Source organism: Streptomyces sp. NPDC093111, assembly GCF_040683955.1.
GTDB lineage: Bacteria > Actinomycetota > Actinomycetes > Streptomycetales > Streptomycetaceae > Streptomyces.
On the sequence record NZ_JBFBNW010000027.1, the window covers coordinates 24,156 to 39,480 of the forward strand.

Genomic DNA, 15,325 nt, shown 5'->3' on the forward strand with positions numbered 1-15,325 from the left:
CGGGATGGGCGGTTACGTGCGGGGGGCGGTCACGCGGTGACGGTCACGCGGGGGTGGTCACGCGTGGAAGGGCAGGCCGGCGTCGGCGGCGAGCTCCAGGTCGTCGCCCTCGGGCGGCGGCAGGAGGGTCGCGGAACCGTCGCTGACGGGGACGACGCCGAGGTCGAGGAGCTCGGCCATGGCGGCGCTGCCGGCCATGTCGCGGACCTGGAGCTGGTAGCGGGCGGTAGTGCGGTAGGAGCCGCCGGACTCGTCGCCGGTCCGCTGGAGGAAGCCGGAGTCGGTGAGGAAGGCGACGGCCTTGCCGACGATGCCGGTGGTGGAGCCGGCCAGGCGGCGGGCGTCCTTGGTGGCGCCGGTGGCGCTGCGGCGGGCGTAGATCCGCCAGGCGGCCTCCAGGCCGGGGGCGTCGGATGCGGGGTCGGTGTTCTCGCCGTCCTGCTCGGCGCGCTCTTCGAGGCGGCGGCAGGCCTGACGGACGAAGGCGTCGACGCCGTTGACGGTGAGGCGGCCGATGTAGCCGTCGTCGGCGAGGTCCTCCGGGCGGGGGAAGGCCATGGTCGCGACGGCGAGGTGCGCGAGACCGTGCAGGAAGCGGTCGGCGGAGTCCGTGGAGGCGCGGCGGGCGTAGTCGCCCATGCGGACGGCGAAGACGGAGTCCTCGCCCGCGGTGACGGCCATCCCCGCGCGCGGGGAGACCTCCAGGACGACCAGGCCGAGGCCGGTGGCGACGGCGTCCGCGAGGCGCGCGAAGGCGGGGTTCTCGCGGTAGCGGCGCAGCAGCTCGGCGTACTCGGCGTCACGCGCCGGCAGCAGCTTGGGCTGCAGGCCGAACGAGACCAGCCGGGCCGCGTCGGCGGCGTCGGCGGGCGTGACGGCCGAGGACACGGTGGCGTTCTGCGGGGCCTCCGGCTCGCTCCACGCGTCGGTGTGCTCGACGTGGTGTTCGCTCACGGCTGGGGCTCCTCGGTACGGCGGGGGTGCGGTGGGGCGGGGCGCCCGGAGGGGGCGGGGTGCCCGGACGGGGCGGGGTGCCCGGACGGGGCGGGGACGACTGCGGGGACGGCCCGCTCCGGCGGGGTCTGGTCGGGTGCCGGGGTGGGGACGATCACCGGGACAGCCCGCTCCAGCGGGGTCTGGTCCGGTGCCGGGGCGGGGACGACCACCGGGACAGCCCGCTCCAGCGGGGTCTGGTCCGGTGCCGGGGCGGGGACGACCACCGGGACAGCCCGCTCAGACGGGGTCTGGTCCGGTGCCGGGGTGGGCGCGGGCAGGGGCAGGCGTACGGGCTTGACGGCGACGGGCGCGGGCGTCGGCGCCGGGCTGGGCGCGGTCGGCTTCGCCGTGTCGGCCGGGGGCACGGGACCGCCCTGCGCCGCGGGGTCGGCCTCGGTCGCGGGAGTGGCGTCCGGCCGGTGCTTGCGCGGCAGCGGTACGGCGCGCACGAAGGGACGGCGCACGGGCGCGGGCCCCGCCCCGGCCGGGACGGAGCGCACGCGGGGGCCGTCCGCCGGCACGTCACCGAGCGGCCGGCCGGCACCGGGCCGGGCCAGGGGCACGGCGGCGACGCGGGGGCCGGGGGCGCGCTCGGCGGCGGGGGCCGCCGTAACGGCGGCACCTTCGGCGCCGCGGGCACCGGCCATGTCAGATCCGGGGGTCCTGTCCGGCTCCGGGCCGAGGGGCGTAGCCACCTCCGGGCCGAGGACGCCAGCCGTATCCCCACCGAAGGTCGCAGCCGTCTCCAGGCCGAGGATGTCGGCCGTATCCCCGCCGAAGGTCGCAGCCCCCTCCGGCCCCTCGGGCGTGCCGGGCGTGGTCACGTCGCCTCCGTGCGGTCGGCGGCCATGCCTGCGGCGTCGAGGAGGGCGGTGCCGACGATGAGGTCGGCGCCGCCGAACTCGGGGTCGTCGAGGGTGGTGCCGTCGTCGACGGCGAACAGGAGGCGCTCCTCGCCCTGGCGGTAGGCGGTGCCGACCGGGGGGCTCGCCGCGTGGACGGCGAGGAGGGCGACCAGGTAGGGCAGGTCGGGGTCGCGGCGCCGGGCGTCGGCGAGCAGGCCGGAGAGGCGGCGCGGGGCGTCGTGCTCCAGGTCGAGGAGGTCCATGGCGCTCGCCAGCTGCTCCTCGCTGAAGCGGCTGTCGTCCGGGGTGGCGATCAGGTCCGGCTCGGGCATCTCCGCGCCGAGGTGCTGGCGCTCCACGGGCGGGGTGAGGAGCAGGTCGACGAGGTCGGCGACGCGGACGGAGACGGGGGTGCGCAGGCCGGTGCCGTGGGCGAAGAAGGCGTCGGTGACGCGGGTGGCCTGCTCGACGGGGAGCGGGAGCAGCGGGGCGATCAGCTGCCCGTACAGGTCGAGGCCCGTGTAGGCGGTGGGCGCGGCGAAGGCCTGGCGGTCCTGCTCGGCGCGGAAGAGCGGGCCGGCCTCCAGGAGGCGGGACTGGAGCTGGGTGTGGCGCCGGATGCAGTCCTTGACGATGTCGACGAGCTCGGCGGCGCGGCGCTTGTGCTCCTGGTCCTCGGCCTCGTCGCGGGCCTTGCGGATGTTGGTGAGGATCGCGTTCTCGTGGCGGTAGCGGTCCGCGACGTGGTCGAGCGCTTCGGCGATCATGTCGGGCACGGCGTTGAGCCAGTCGACCGCGCGGACGTTGCGCCGGGTGGCCTCCAGGGTCCTGCGGAGGGTCTCGGCGTACTGCACGGTCCGGTAGCGGGCCTGCTCGGCGGCGAGCTGGGCGTCGGCGAGGCGGCCCCGGCTGATGAGGACCTCCAGCTTCACCTCGGCGGCGATCTGGGCGCTGGTGACGTCGGTGTCGAGGGCGCCGACGAGCACGTTGACGGCCTCGTCGGTGGTGCGCAGGCAGACGCCGCCGCCGTAGCCGGGGACCTCTTCGACCAGCTTGAAGTCGTAGTCGCGGCGGGTGTAGACGCCGTCGGCGCCGAAGGTGCCGTACACGGCGCGGAAGCCGCGGTCGACGCTGCCGACGTTGATCAGGTTCTCCAGGACCCAGCGGGCCACCCGCTCGTGCTCGGCGGTGGGGCGCTCGGGTGCCTGCGCGGCGACGCGGGGCAGCAGCCGGGCGACGACCTGGTCGTGGTCGGCTCCGGTGTCGAAGTCCATGTTGAGGGTGACCAGGTCGATCGCGGAGAGCGCGACCTCGGCCATCGCGTACACCGAGTACTCGCCGGCCAGGTTCGCCTTGCGCACGTCCAGGTCGTGCAGCGGGGCCGTGCACGCGAGCGCGCGGAGCCGCCGCGCGAGCCCTTCGTCGGCGGCCGGGCCCTGCGCGGGGCGCGGCCCCGCGCTGAGCTGGGGCGGAGCGAGGTCCGTCGAGGCAGGCGAAGTCACGGTGCACAGAGTAGGTCCTCGCACAGACAACGGTCGAAACGACGCTTATACGACCCGGCGCGACCGGGGCCCTCGGGGCCCGCTCAGAGCTCCGGGTCGTCGACCGCCTTCGCGTACACGTCGGTGATCCGGGTGCGCGAGTCGTCGAGGTAGCCGGCGAGGAGCTGTTCGGCCCGGTCGCGTTCGCCGGACCGCAGGGCGTCCAGAATCTCCCGGTTTCGCAGGAGATACGGCTCGTGGAGTCCGCGCGGGTCGTCCACGACGTGGAAGGCGAGGCGGAGTTCGGCGAGGACGCCGCGCATGAGCTCGTCGGTGCGGGCGCTGCCGGCGAGGGCGACGAGTTCGCGGTGGAAGTGGATGTTGGCCGTGGAGACGCCCTTCCAGTCCCCGGTGCGGGCGGCGTGCTCGCCCTCGGCGACGGCGGCGGTGAGGCCGTCGACGGCGAACGGGGGTTCTCCCAGGGCGTGGACGACGGCGCACTCGACGAGCCGGCGGGTGCGGTAGATGTCGGCGACGTCGTCGACGGCGAGGACCCGGACGAAGACGCCGCGGTTGAGCCGGTGGACGAGCAGCCGCTCGTGGGTGAGCAGCCGGAACGCCTCGCGCAGTGTGTTGCGGGACACACCGAGGGCGCCGCCGATGCTGTCCTCGGAGAGGCGGGTGCCGGGCGGGAAGAAGCCTTCGGCGATCCGGGTGCGCAGGATGTCGGCGACCCGCTCCGCCGTGCTCGTGCGTCCCAGGAGGGCGCGGTCGTCCGCCAGGTCGCCGATCGTGTCCATCGTTCTCCGTTCCCTCCGTCGTTCGCGGCCGAGTCAATCGCAGGTCCGGCTCCGGAGACAAGGACGCCAAGGGGCGGGAGGGGGAGGGAGGGGACGGCAGGGGTCGGGAGGGGACGGCAGGCTCTCGCGTCGGGACTCTTGTCGGATCGTTGAACGATCCCTACATTGAACGACACCGCACGGTACGTCAGCACGGTTCGTCCGCACGTCTCTCCCGCACTCTCCTCCCTTTCTGCGAGGTGCAGATGAGCACGACCCAGACCCGTCAGACCACCCGGGGCGAACGCCCCTACGACACCGGCGCCTTCGCCTGGCTGCGCGCCCTCGGACCGCGCGGCAGGCGCGCGTTCGGCGGCGCCTTCGGCGGCTACGCCCTCGATTCGTACGACTTCTTCACCCTGCCCCTGTCGATGGTGGCGATCGCCGCCACCTTCGGTCTGGACAAGGGTCAGACCGGTCTCCTCACCACGGTCACGCTCGTGGTCTCCGCCGTCGGCGGCGCGCTGGCCGGCGTCCTGGCCGACCGGGTCGGCCGGGTGAAGGCGCTCCTCGTCACCGTGATCACGTTCGCGCTCTTCACCGTCCTGTGCGGCTTCGCGCCCAACTACGAGACCCTGATGGTCTTCCGCGCCCTCCAGGGGCTCGGTTTCGGCGGCGAGTGGGCGGTCGGCGCCATCCTGGTCGCCGAGTACGCCGACGCGCGGCACCGCGGGCGCACCCTCGGCGGCGTCCAGAGCGCGTGGGCGGCGGGCTGGGCGCTCGCCGTGATCGTCTACACGCTGGTCTTCCGGTTCGTCGACCCCGACACCGCCTGGCGCGTCATGTTCTGGACCGGTGCGCTGCCCGCCCTCCTCGTCGTCTACGTACGGCGGAACGTCGAGGACGCGCCACAGGCGGCCGAGGCGCGCCGCGCGAGCGCCGACCGCGGCTCCTTCACCGCCGTCTTCAAGCGCCCGCTGCTCCGCACCACGCTGTTCGCCGTGCTCCTGTCGACGGGCGTCCAGGGCGGCTACTACACGCTCGCCACCTGGGTGCCGACCTTCCTGAAGACCGAGCGCGGGCTCACCGTCGTCGGCACCGGCGGCTATCTCGCCTTCCTCATCTCGGGGGCCTTCACCGGCTATCTGACCGGCGGGTACCTCACGGACCGGCTCGGCCGGAAGCGGAACATCGCGCTCTTCGCGGTGCTGTCCGCGCTGTCCGTCCTCGCCTACACGCGCATCCCGGACGGGGCGAACACGCTCCTCCTGGTGCTCGGTTTCCCGCTCGGCTTCTGCATGTCGGCCATCTTCAGCGGCTTCGGGTCCTTCCTCGCCGAGCTGTACCCGACCGCCGTGCGCGGCACGGGACAGGGCTTCACGTACAACACCGGGCGCGCGGTCGGCGCGGTGTTCCCGGCCCTGGTCGGGTTCCTCGCCGAGAGCTGGGGCGTGGGCGGGGCGCTCGTCTTCGGCGCGGTGGGCTACGGCCTGGCCCTGCTGGCCCTGCTCGGACTGCCGGAGACCCGGGGGAGGGAGCTCGTATGACCCGCGAAGCCGTCGCCGATCCCCGCACCGCCCGCGCGCGGGCCCGCGGCGGGGCCACCGGTCCCACGGCCGGCTGGGCGCCGGGCCACGCGCAGGCCAACCTCATCGCGGTGCCCGCGGACTGGGCGTACGACGTCCTGCTGTTCCGCACCCGCAATCCGCGGCCCTGCCCGGTCCTGGACGTCACCGACCCCGGCTCCTGGCGCACCGCGCTCGCCCCGGACGCCGATCTGCGCACGCGGGCGATCCGGCCGGGCTCGGCATCCGGGACCTGTCCCGGCCCGACTTCGGGGATCCGGTGGTCGCCGAGCCGGGGGACGTGCCGGTGTTCTGGGGCCTGCGGGGTCACCCCGCAGGCGGCGGTGGCGGCCTCCCGTCCGCCGTTCGCGATCACCCACGCGCCGGGCCGGATGCTCGTGACCGACGTACGGGACGCGGAGTACCGCGTCGGGGCCTGACGGGGGGGGACGCGCTCGTTCCCCCTGCTCTTCTGCGCACGAAAGGAAGGAAACCCACCATGACCCGGGTCTCGATCGATCTCAACGCCGACCTCGGCGAGGGCTTCGGCCGCTGGACGCTGACCGACGACGAGCAGCTGCTCTCGGTGGTCACCAGCGCCAATGTCGCCTGCGGCTTCCACGCCGGGGACGCGGCGACGATGCGGCGCGTCTGCGAGCTGGCGGCGGCCCGCGGGGTACGGATCGGGGCCCAGGTCTCCTACCGGGACCTGGCGGGCTTCGGCCGGCGCTCGATGGACGTGCCGGCGGCGGAGCTGGCGGCCGAGGTCGCCTACCAGATCGGCGCCCTGGAGGTGTTCGCGCGGGCGGCCGGCTCCCGCGTGGCGTACGTCAAGCCGCACGGCGCGCTCTACAACCGGGTGGTCCGCGACGAGGAGCAGGCGGCGGCGGTCGTCGAGGGGGTCCGGCTCGCCTCGGCGGAGCTGCCGGTGCTCGGGCTGCCCGGCTCCCGGCTGCACGAGGCCGCGGAGCGGGCCGGGCTGTCCGTCGTGGGCGAGGCCTTCGGCGACCGCGCGTACCGGGCGGACGGCACCCTGCTGCCGCGGGGGCAGGAGGGTGCCGTGGTGACCGATCCGGGCGAGGTCGTCGAACGGGCGGTGTCCATGGCCCGGTTCGGGGTGGTCGCCGCGCACTGCGGGCAGCCGGTCGCCGTCCGGGCGCGCTCGCTGTGCCTGCACGGCGACACGCCTGGCGCGGTCGGACTCGCCCGGCTGGTGCGTGCCCGCCTGGAGTCCTCGGGCGTCCGGGTGGAGGCTTTCGCGTGAGGGCGCGCAAGGTGTACCGGGTGGGCGACCGGGGGCTGCTCATCGAGCTGGTGAGCGGGGAGGCGACCGAGGCGTTCCACGCCGAGCTGCTGCGGCGGCGGGAGGCGGGCGCGCTGCCGTCGGTACGGGAGATCGTGCCGACGGCGCGGACCGTGCTCCTCGAAGGGGTGGCGGCGCCGGACCGGCTCGCGGCCGAGCTGCGCTCCTGGGACGTGCCCGCGCGGTGCGCGCCCGAGGGGGCGGCCGTGACGGTGCCGGTGCGGTACGACGGGCCGGACCTGGCCGAGGTCGCCGCCCTGTGGGGGGTGTCGGTAGAGGCGGCCGTGCGGATCCACACGGAGACCGTGTTCCGGGTCGCGTTCTGCGGCTTCGCGCCGGGCTTCGCCTATCTGACGGGGCTCGGGCCGCGGCACGAGGTGCCGCGGCGGGCCACGCCGCGGACCGCCGTCCCGGCCGGTTCGGTGGCGCTGGCGGGGCCCTACACGGGCGTGTACCCGCGCTCCTCGCCGGGCGGCTGGCAGCTGGTCGGCACCACCGACGCGGTGCTGTGGGACACCGAGCGCGAGCCGGCGGCGCTGCTCTCCCCCGGTGCCCGGGTGCGGTTCACGGTGGCGGGCCGATGAGCGATCGTGCCGTGGCCGTCGTACGGGCCGGGGCGCTGACGACCGTGCAGGACCTGGGCAGGACGGGGTACGCGCATCTGGGCGTGCCGCGGTCGGGGGCGCTCGACCCGGGCGCGGTGCGGCTGGTCAACCGGCTGCTCGGCAACGAGGAGGGCGCGGCCGTCCTGGAGACCACGGTCACCGGCTGCGCGGTGCGCCCGAGGGGCGCGGTGACGGTGGCGGTCGGCGGGGCGCCGTGCCCGGTGTCCGTGGACGGCCGGCCCGTCGCCTGGGGCACGGGCGTACGGGTCGGCCCCGGGCAGCTCCTCGACGTGGGCCCCGCCGTGCGCGGGCTGCGCTCGTACGTGGGGTTCGGCGGCGGTGTCGCCGTCGACCCGGTGCTCGGCAGCCGCTCCACCGACCTGCTGTCCGGGCTCGGCCCGGCGCCGCTGTCGGACGGGGAGGTGCTGCCGCTGGGGGCGGTCCCGGCCGTACGGGGGTCGGTCGACGCTCCGCCCTGGCCGGGCCCGCCGGACGAACTGGTCCTGCGGGTCCGGCTGGGTCCGCGCGACGACTGGTTCACGCCCGGTGCGCTGCGGACCCTCGCGAGGGGCGGGTGGCGGGTGTCCTCGGCGAGCAACCGGATCGGGCTGCGCACGGAGGGGCCGTCCCTGGAGCGGGCGGTCGTTCGGGAGCTGCCCAGCGAGGGCATGTCCCTGGGCGCGGTGCAGGTGCCGCCGGACGGGCGTCCGGTGGTGTTCCTGGCCGATCATCCGACGACGGGCGGCTATCCGGTGGTGGGGGTGGTCCGGGAGGCGGATCTGCCGGCCGCGGCGCAGGCCGCGCCGGGGACGGTGGTGCGTTTCGTCCCGTATCGCTGAAAACCCTGTTCACAGGGGCGGCGGGCCGTAGCCGCCGCCTCCGGGGGTGCGGACGACGAGGACGTCGCCAGGGCCGACCTCGGTGGTGTCGACGCCGTCGAGGCGGTCGACGGTGCCGTCGGCGCGTTCGACGGAGTCGGCGCCGAGGGCGCCCGGTTCGCCGCCGGCCATGCCGTAGGGCGGGACGTGCCGGTGCCCGGCGAGCAGGGCGACCGTCATGGGTTCCAGGAATCGGATGCGGCGCTCGACGCCGTCGCCGCCGGGCCACCGGCCCCGGCCGCCGCTGCCGTCGCGGACGGCGAAGGCGTCGACCCGGACGGGCAGGCGCCACTCCAGGATCTCGGGGTCGGTGAGCCGGGAGTTGGTCATGTGGGTCTGTACGGCGTCGGCCCCGGCGAAGCCGTCACCGGCGCCGGAGCCGCTGGCGACGGTCTCGTAGTACTGCACGTGGTCGTTGCCGAAGGTGACGTTGTTCATGGTGCCGGAGCCCTCCGCCTGCACGCCGAGGGCCGCGTACAGGGCGCCGGTGACGGCCTGGGAGGTCTCGACATTGCCGGCAACGGTGGCGGCGGGGTGGACGGGGGCCAGCATGGAGCCGGGCGGGACGCGGACGTCGAGCGGTTCCAGGCAGCCGCTGTTGAGCGGGATGTCCTCGTCGACGAGGGTGCGGAAGACGTAGAGGACGGCCGCCATGACCACGGAGGTGGGGGCGTTGGCGTTGCCGGGCAGCTGGGGCGAGGTGCCGGTGAAGTCGATGACGGCACCGCGCCGTTCGCGGTCGACGCGGACGGCGACCTGGACGACGGCGCCGGAGTCGGTCTCGTAGCGGCAGCTCCCGTCGCGGAGCCGGGCGACGATCCGGCGGACGGACTCCTCGGCGTTGGCGCGCACGTGCCGCATGTACGCGTGGACGACGTCGAGGCCGAACTCGGCGACGGTCCGGCGGAGTTCCTCGATGCCCTTCTCGTTGGCGGCGATCTGGGCCCGCAGGTCGGCGAGGTTGGTGTCGGGGTCGCGCGAGGGGTGGCGGGCGCCGGTGAGCAGGGCCCTGGTCTCGGCCTCACGCAGTCTCCCGTCGCGCACGAGCAGCCAGTTGTCGAAGAGGACGCCCTCCTCGTCGACGGTGCGGCTGAAGGCGGGCATGGAGCCGGGGGTGATGCCGCCGATCTCGGCGTGGTGGCCGCGGGAGGCGACGAGGAAGCGCAGGGCGCCGCCGGTGTCGTCGAAGACGGGCGTGACGACGGTGACGTCGGGCAGGTGGGTGCCGCCGTGGTACGGGTCGTTGATCGCGTACACGTCTCCGGGGCGCAGGGAGTCCCGGTTGCGGCGCAGGACCTCCTTGATGGACTCGCCCATGGAGCCGAGGTGGACCGGGATGTGGGGGGCGTTGGCGATGAGGTTGCCCTCGGGGTCGAAGAGGGCGCAGGAGAAGTCGAGCCGTTCCTTGATGTTGACGGAGTGGGCGGTGTTCTCCAGGCGCACGCCCATCTGCTCGGCGATCGCCATGAAGTGGTTGTTGAACACCTCCAGGAGGACGGGGTCGACGTCGGTGCCGGCGGCCACGCGTGCGGGGCGCGGGGTGACGCGGTGCAGGAGGAGGTGTCCGCCGTCGGCGGCGGTGGCGCGCCAGCCGGTGTCGACGACGGTGGTGGCGTCGGCCTCGGCGAGGATCGCGGGGCCGGTGACGGTGTCTCCGGGGCGCAGGTCCTCGCGGCGGTGCAGCGGGGTGGCGACGGGCGCGCCCGCGCTGTGGGTGGTGACCGTGGCGCGCGGGGTGAGCGGCCCGTGCCGGGCTCCTTCGGGGAGGACGACCGGTCCGTGGGGTCCGGCGGCGCCGACGGCCTCCACGGAGACGGCCTCGACGACGAGCGGCTTGTCCATGGTGAAGGCGTAGCGCGAGCGGTGGACGGCTGTGAACTCGGTTTTCATCGATTCCGCGGTGGCGAGGGGTACCTGGAGGGCGGCGTCGGTGCCGGCGTACCGCAGCAGGACGCGCGTGCGGGTGGTGATCGCGTCGTCGGGGAGTCCGTCGGCGCGGAGTTCGGCGCGGGTGCGGTCGGCGAGGGCGGTGCTGAGTTCGGTGAGGCGTTCGGGCGTGCCGGGGGCGTCGAGTGCGGCCTCGACGGACTGCTCGCGCATGGCGGAGGCGTCGGCGAGGCCGATGCCGTACGCGGACAGGACGCCGGCCAGTGGCGGTACGAGGACGGTGTCGATGCCGAGGGCGTCGGCGACGGCGCAGGCGTGCTGGCCGCCGGCGCCGCCGAAGCAGGTGAGGGCGTAGCGGGTGACGTCGTGGCCGCGTTGGACGGAGATCTTCTTGACGGCGTCGGCCATGGCGAGGACGGCGATCTCCAGGAAGCCCGCGGCGACCTCCTCGGGGGTGCGGTCGCCGCCGACCTCGGCGGCGAGGGCCGTGAACCGTTCACGTACGACGTGGGCGTCGAGCGGTTCGTCGCCGTTCTCGCCGAACACGGCCGGGAAGTGGTCGGGCTGGATGCGGCCCAGCATGACGTTGGCGTCGGTCACGGTCAGCGGGCCGCCGCGCCGGTAGCAGGCGGGTCCGGGGACCGCGCCCGCCGAGTCGGGTCCGACGCGGTAGCGGCGTCCGTCGTAGTGGAGGACGGAGCCGCCGCCGGCGGCGACGGTGTGGATGCTCATCATCGGGGCGCGCATACGGACGCCGGCGACCTGGGTGCCGAGTTCGCGCTCGAACTCGCCCGCGTAGTGGGACACGTCGGTGGAGGTGCCGCCCATGTCGAAGCCGATGACCCGGTCGAGTCCGGCCCGCGCCGAGGTGCGGGCCATGCCGACGACGCCGCCGGCCGGGCCGGACAGGACGGCGTCCTTGCCACGGAAGTGGGCGGCCTCGCGCAGACCTCCGTTGGACTGCATGAACATCAGGCGGATCCCGGAGAGTTCGGTGGCGACCTCGTCGACGTACCGGCGCAGGATCGGCGAGAGGTAGGCGTCGACGACGGTGGTGTCGCCCCGGGGAACGAGCTTGATGAGGGGACTGACCTCGTGGGAGCAGCTGACCTGGGTGAATCCGGCGGCGCGGGCGAGGGCGGCGACGCGGGTCTCGTGCTCGGGGTGGCGGTAGCCGTGGACGAGGACGACGGCGGCGGAGCGCAGTCCGGCGCCGTGGGCGGCGGCGAGCTCCGCGCGGACGGCGTCCTCGTCGAGCGGGCGGACGACCTCGCCGCGGGCGTCGACCCGTTCGGGGACCTCGACGACCCGGGTGTAGACCGCCTCGGGGAGCACGATGTGCCGGTCGAAGAGGCGGGGGCGGTTCTGGTAGGCGATGCGGAGGGCGTCGCGGAAGCCGGCCGTGATCAGGAGGACGGTGGGTTCGCCGCGCCGTTCCAGGAGGGCGTTGGTGGCGACCGTGGTGCCCATCTTGACGACGTCGATCCGGTCGGCGGGGACGGGTTCCCCGGGGCGGAGGCCGAGGAGGAGCCGGATGCCGGCGACGGCGGCGTCCTGGGTGCGGGCCGGGTCGTGGGAGAGCAGCTTGCGGGTGACGATCCGGCCGTCCGGGCGCCGGCCCACGACATCGGTGAAGGTGCCGCCCCGGTCGATCCAGAACTCCCAGCGTCCTGTCATGACCTCATTGTGGCGGGGCGGCGGCTCCGAGGGCGTCCGACGCCGTCGGACGCGCGCCGGACCCGGCGGGCGCCAGGGCGGCCGCGAGGGCGTGTTCGGCGCGCGCGTCGAGCCGGGCGCGGGTCCCGGTGGCGGTGTGGCGCAGTTCGGCGGCGGCGAGCAGGAGCAGCTGCGGCAGCAGGTCGTGGCAGCGGCGCAGGACCCAGGCCGTCCCGGCGGTGGCGAGCCAGAGCGCCGCGTCGGCACGGCCGGGCGGTGGCCGTTCCGGCTCGGGCGACGGGGGCGGGCCGTCGGCGAGTCCCCGGTCGCGCAGGAGCCCGTGGAAGGCGCCCGCGACGGCGCGGTGGCCGCGCTCCCCGGGGTGCAGCCGGTCGGCGCTCCACAGCGCCCGGTCCGCGGTCCAGACGGGTGCGTCCAGGTGCAGGTGGACGGCGTCGTAGCGGGCGGAGAGGGCGTGGACGACGCCGTTGACGGACCTCTGTCGGCGGGCCAGGGGGCCGGCGAGCGGCGCGGGCAGGCCGAGCATGAGCCCGGGGTCCGGCAGGCAGGCGGTGAGCAGGACGGCGCCGGCGGCGGTGAGCGCGGCGCAGACCCGGTCGAGGCGGCGGGCGAGGTCCCCGATGTCGAAGGTGCGGCGGAGGGTGTCGTTGACGCCCACGACGACGGAGGCGAGCTGCGGTTCCAGGGCGAGCGCCGCGGGCAATTGCCGCTCGGCGACCTCGCGGCTCTGCGCGCCGCTCTCCGCCAGGTTCGTGAACGTGGTCGTCCCGGCCTCGGCCCGCAGGCTCTCGGCAAGCAGCGCGGCCCAGCCCCGCCACCGTCCGTCGGCCCGGTCGCCGACGCCCTCGCTGAGGGAGTCCCCGAGGACGACGAAGCGGACCGGTCCCCGCGCGGGGACCGGTTGGGGGGCGGCGCCCGCGCGGGGCCCGGTTCCGGGGCCTTCGAGCGCCGCGGCGTCGGCGCCCGCGAGCGTGGTCATCTCGGGGTCTCCAGCCGGGTGGCGGCATCGTGGGCGGCCAGGAAGGCGGCGGTCGCGCGGTCCCAGGAGAAGAGCTCGGCGCGGGCGCGGGCCGTCGCCCGCCGCGGCCCCTCGGGGAGGGCGAGGACGGTGCGCACCGCGCGGGCGAAGGCGGCGGGCTCGTCGGCGGCGCAGGCGCCCGCGTCGGCGACGACCTCGGGGAGGGCCGAGGAGGCGCTGCAGACGACGGGGGTGCCGCAGGCGAGGGCCTCCAGGGCGGACAGTCCGAAGGTCTCGGCGGGGCCGGGGGCCAGGCACACGTCCGCCGCTGCCTGGAGGTCGGCGAGGGCCTCGCGGTCGGCGACGTGACCGAGGAACCGCACCGGGAGGCGCAGCTCCCGGGCGCGGCGCTCCAGGGCGCCCCGCAGGGGCCCGTCGCCGGCGACGACGAGGAGGGCCCGCACCCCTTGGGCACGCAGTGCGGCGAGGGCGTCGAGGGCCGTGCCGGGACGCTTCTCGACGGAGAGCCGGGAGCACAGCACGAGCAGCACCCGCTCCCCTGCCGCGTACCGGGCCCGCAGGACGCCGCTGCGGCGACCGGGGCGGCAGCGGTCCAGGTCGACGCCGAGCGGGGCGCGGACGACGTTGCGGGCCCCGATCCGTACGAACTCCCGCTCGGCCCACTCGGTGGTGCACACGATCCGGGAGTAGGCCCAGGCGGTGCGGCGGTTGAGCCGGTCGGCGGCGCGGACGGCGGCCGGCTCGGGGACGCCCCAGGTGCGGAGCACGCCGTCGGCCGTCTCGTGGGAGACCATCACGGACGGCACCCTGGCCCGGCGGGCCCACTCCCCCGTCCAGCGCAGGGTGGTCCGGTCGGAGACCTCCAGGCGGTCGGGGGCGAGCCCGTCGAGGAGGCGGCGCAGGCGGCGCCGGTCGGCGAGCACCCGGTAGCCGCCGGTGCCGGGGAGCACGGGCCCCGGCAGGGTGATGACCCTGCCCTGGGCGGTGTCCTGGTCGCCCGCCACGTCGCCGGGGACGACGAGGACGGGTTCGTGTCCGGCGGCGCGGTAGCCGCGGCCCAGCTGGTCGAGCGCGGTGCGCAGGCCGCCGGAGGTGGGGGTGACGAAGTTGGCGAGCCGCACGATCCGCATCCCGCGGGTGCCCCGTCCCGTCCCGCTCATGCCGCCACCGCCGTCCGCTCGCGCAGCACCTCCCGGTAGTGGCCGATCAGTTCGTCGCCGATCGCCTCCCAGGTGCGCAGCTCGACGGCGGCGCGCCCGGCTCTGCCGTAGACGGCGCGCAGGGCGGGGGCGGCGACGAGGGCGGCGACGGCCTCGCGCAGCGGGCCGGGGTCGTCGGGCGGCACCAGGAAGCCGGTGCGGCGGTGGTCGACGAGGTCGAGGGGGCCGCCCGCGGCGGGGGCGACGACCGGGACGCCGGAGGCCATGGCCTCCTGGACGGTCTGGCAGAAGGTCTCGTACGGGCCGGTGTGCGCGAACACGTCGAGCGAGGCGAAGATCCGGGCCAGGTCGGCGCCGGTGCGGCGGCCGAGGAAGACGGCGCCGGGGAGCGCGGCCCGCAGCGCCGGCTCGCTGGGCCCGTCGCCGACGACCACGACCCGGACGCCGGGGAGCGCGCAGACCCCGGCGAGGAGGTCGACGCGCTTCTCGGGGGCGAGGCGTCCGACGTAGCCGACGAGCGTCTCACCGCCGGGTGCGAGGGCGCGCCGCAGCGACTCGTCGCGGAGCTCGGGCCGGAAGCGCACGGTGTCGACCCCGCGCCGCCACAGCCGGATCCGGCCGATGCCGTGCGCCTCCAGGTCCCGGATGGCGGCGGTGGAGGGCGCCAGGGTGCGGTCGGCGGCGCCGTGCACCGCGCGGAGCCTGCGCCAGGCGGCGGACTCGCCCGCGCCCACGTAGGTGCGGGCGTATCCGGCGAGGTCGGTCTGGTAGACGGCGACGGCGGGCAGGCCGAGGCGGGCGGCGGCCGTCATGCCGCGCACGCCGAGGACGAAGGGGCCGGCCAGGTGCACGATCTCGGCCCGGTGCGCGGCGAGGGCGGCGGCGACCCGACGGCTGGGCAGGGCGACCCGTACCTGCGGATAGCCGGGCAGCGGCAGGGACGGCACGCGGACGACGGGGCAGGGCGCGTCGGCGTCCGGGCCGGTGGCCGCGAGGGCGCCGGGAAGGGCGGGGGCGACGACCAGGGGGGTGTGGCCGCGGCGGACGAGGTGGAGCGCGGTCTGCTGGGCGCAGTGCGCCACACCGTTGACGTCGGGCGGGAAGGACTCGGTGACGATGACGACACGCATACGGGTGTTGTCGTCGCGCTCGGCGTGTCCCCGTCAAAGT

General features: G+C 75.8%; 12 protein-coding genes and 1 pseudogene. 5 read left to right on the plus strand and 8 right to left on the minus strand.

Annotation, left to right across the window (positions count from 1 at the left end; genetic code table 11):
* Nucleotides 1-57: 57 nt before the first annotated feature.
* The 4 genes from AB0Q96_RS34460 to AB0Q96_RS34475 form a co-directional block, all read right to left on the minus strand.
* Complete coding sequence (locus AB0Q96_RS34460; protein WP_365332479.1) at nt 58-954, minus strand: hypothetical protein; 897 nt, start codon at nt 952-954, stop codon at nt 58-60.
* Nucleotides 951-1,820, minus strand: a complete 870-nt coding sequence (locus AB0Q96_RS34465) for a hypothetical protein (protein WP_365332482.1) — start codon at nt 1,818-1,820, stop codon at nt 951-953. The genes AB0Q96_RS34460 and AB0Q96_RS34465 overlap by 4 nt, the downstream gene beginning before the upstream one ends.
* Entirely contained in the window at nt 1,817-3,343 is a 1,527-nt protein-coding gene (locus tag AB0Q96_RS34470) for a hypothetical protein (protein WP_365332484.1), read from the minus strand. Before AB0Q96_RS34470 ends, AB0Q96_RS34465 begins: the two co-directional genes overlap by 4 nt.
* Before the next feature lie 83 nt (nt 3,344-3,426).
* Complete coding sequence (locus AB0Q96_RS34475) at nt 3,427-4,122, minus strand: GntR family transcriptional regulator (protein WP_365332486.1); 696 nt, start codon at nt 4,120-4,122, stop codon at nt 3,427-3,429.
* Nucleotides 4,123-4,367: 245 nt separating this feature from the next.
* On the opposite strand from AB0Q96_RS34475, the gene AB0Q96_RS34480 reads away from it, so the two are divergent.
* From AB0Q96_RS34480 to AB0Q96_RS34500, 5 genes and pseudogenes are all read left to right on the plus strand, one after another.
* Complete coding sequence (locus AB0Q96_RS34480) at nt 4,368-5,648, plus strand: MFS transporter (RefSeq protein ID WP_365332488.1); 1,281 nt, start codon at nt 4,368-4,370, stop codon at nt 5,646-5,648.
* Nucleotides 5,645-6,106: pseudogene (locus tag AB0Q96_RS34485) on the plus strand (DUF1445 domain-containing protein). Before AB0Q96_RS34480 ends, AB0Q96_RS34485 begins: the two are co-directional and overlap by 4 nt.
* 59 nt (nt 6,107-6,165) lie before the next feature.
* Complete coding sequence (locus AB0Q96_RS34490) at nt 6,166-6,930, plus strand: 5-oxoprolinase subunit PxpA (RefSeq protein ID WP_365332490.1); 765 nt, start codon at nt 6,166-6,168, stop codon at nt 6,928-6,930.
* Nucleotides 6,927-7,553: an allophanate hydrolase subunit 1 gene (locus AB0Q96_RS34495; protein ID WP_365332492.1), complete on the plus strand. Its 627-nt coding sequence runs from the start codon at nt 6,927-6,929 to the stop codon at nt 7,551-7,553. Before AB0Q96_RS34490 ends, AB0Q96_RS34495 begins: the two co-directional genes overlap by 4 nt.
* Entirely contained in the window at nt 7,550-8,413 is an 864-nt protein-coding gene (locus AB0Q96_RS34500; protein ID WP_365332494.1) for a biotin-dependent carboxyltransferase family protein, read from the plus strand. The genes AB0Q96_RS34495 and AB0Q96_RS34500 overlap by 4 nt, the downstream gene beginning before the upstream one ends.
* Before the next feature lie 9 nt (nt 8,414-8,422).
* On the opposite strand, the gene AB0Q96_RS34505 is transcribed toward AB0Q96_RS34500, so the two are convergent.
* From AB0Q96_RS34505 to AB0Q96_RS34520, 4 genes are read right to left on the minus strand one after another with little or no spacing between them, the layout of a single operon-like run.
* Nucleotides 8,423-12,016, minus strand: coding sequence for a hydantoinase B/oxoprolinase family protein (locus AB0Q96_RS34505; protein WP_365332496.1), 3,594 nt, complete (start codon nt 12,014-12,016; stop codon nt 8,423-8,425).
* Nucleotides 12,017-12,020: 4 nt separating this feature from the next.
* Complete coding sequence (locus tag AB0Q96_RS34510; RefSeq protein WP_365332498.1) at nt 12,021-12,995, minus strand: SGNH/GDSL hydrolase family protein; 975 nt, start codon at nt 12,993-12,995, stop codon at nt 12,021-12,023.
* On the minus strand, nt 12,992-14,155 hold the full coding sequence (locus AB0Q96_RS34515) for a glycosyltransferase (protein ID WP_365332500.1): 1,164 nt from the start codon (nt 14,153-14,155) through the stop codon (nt 12,992-12,994). The genes AB0Q96_RS34510 and AB0Q96_RS34515 overlap by 4 nt, the downstream gene beginning before the upstream one ends.
* The gene (locus tag AB0Q96_RS34520) at nt 14,152-15,285 is read right to left on the minus strand and encodes a glycosyltransferase family 1 protein (RefSeq protein WP_365332502.1); all 1,134 of its coding nucleotides are present in this window, start codon (nt 15,283-15,285) and stop codon (nt 14,152-14,154) included. Before AB0Q96_RS34520 ends, AB0Q96_RS34515 begins: the two co-directional genes overlap by 4 nt.
* Nucleotides 15,286-15,325 lie beyond the last annotated feature (40 nt).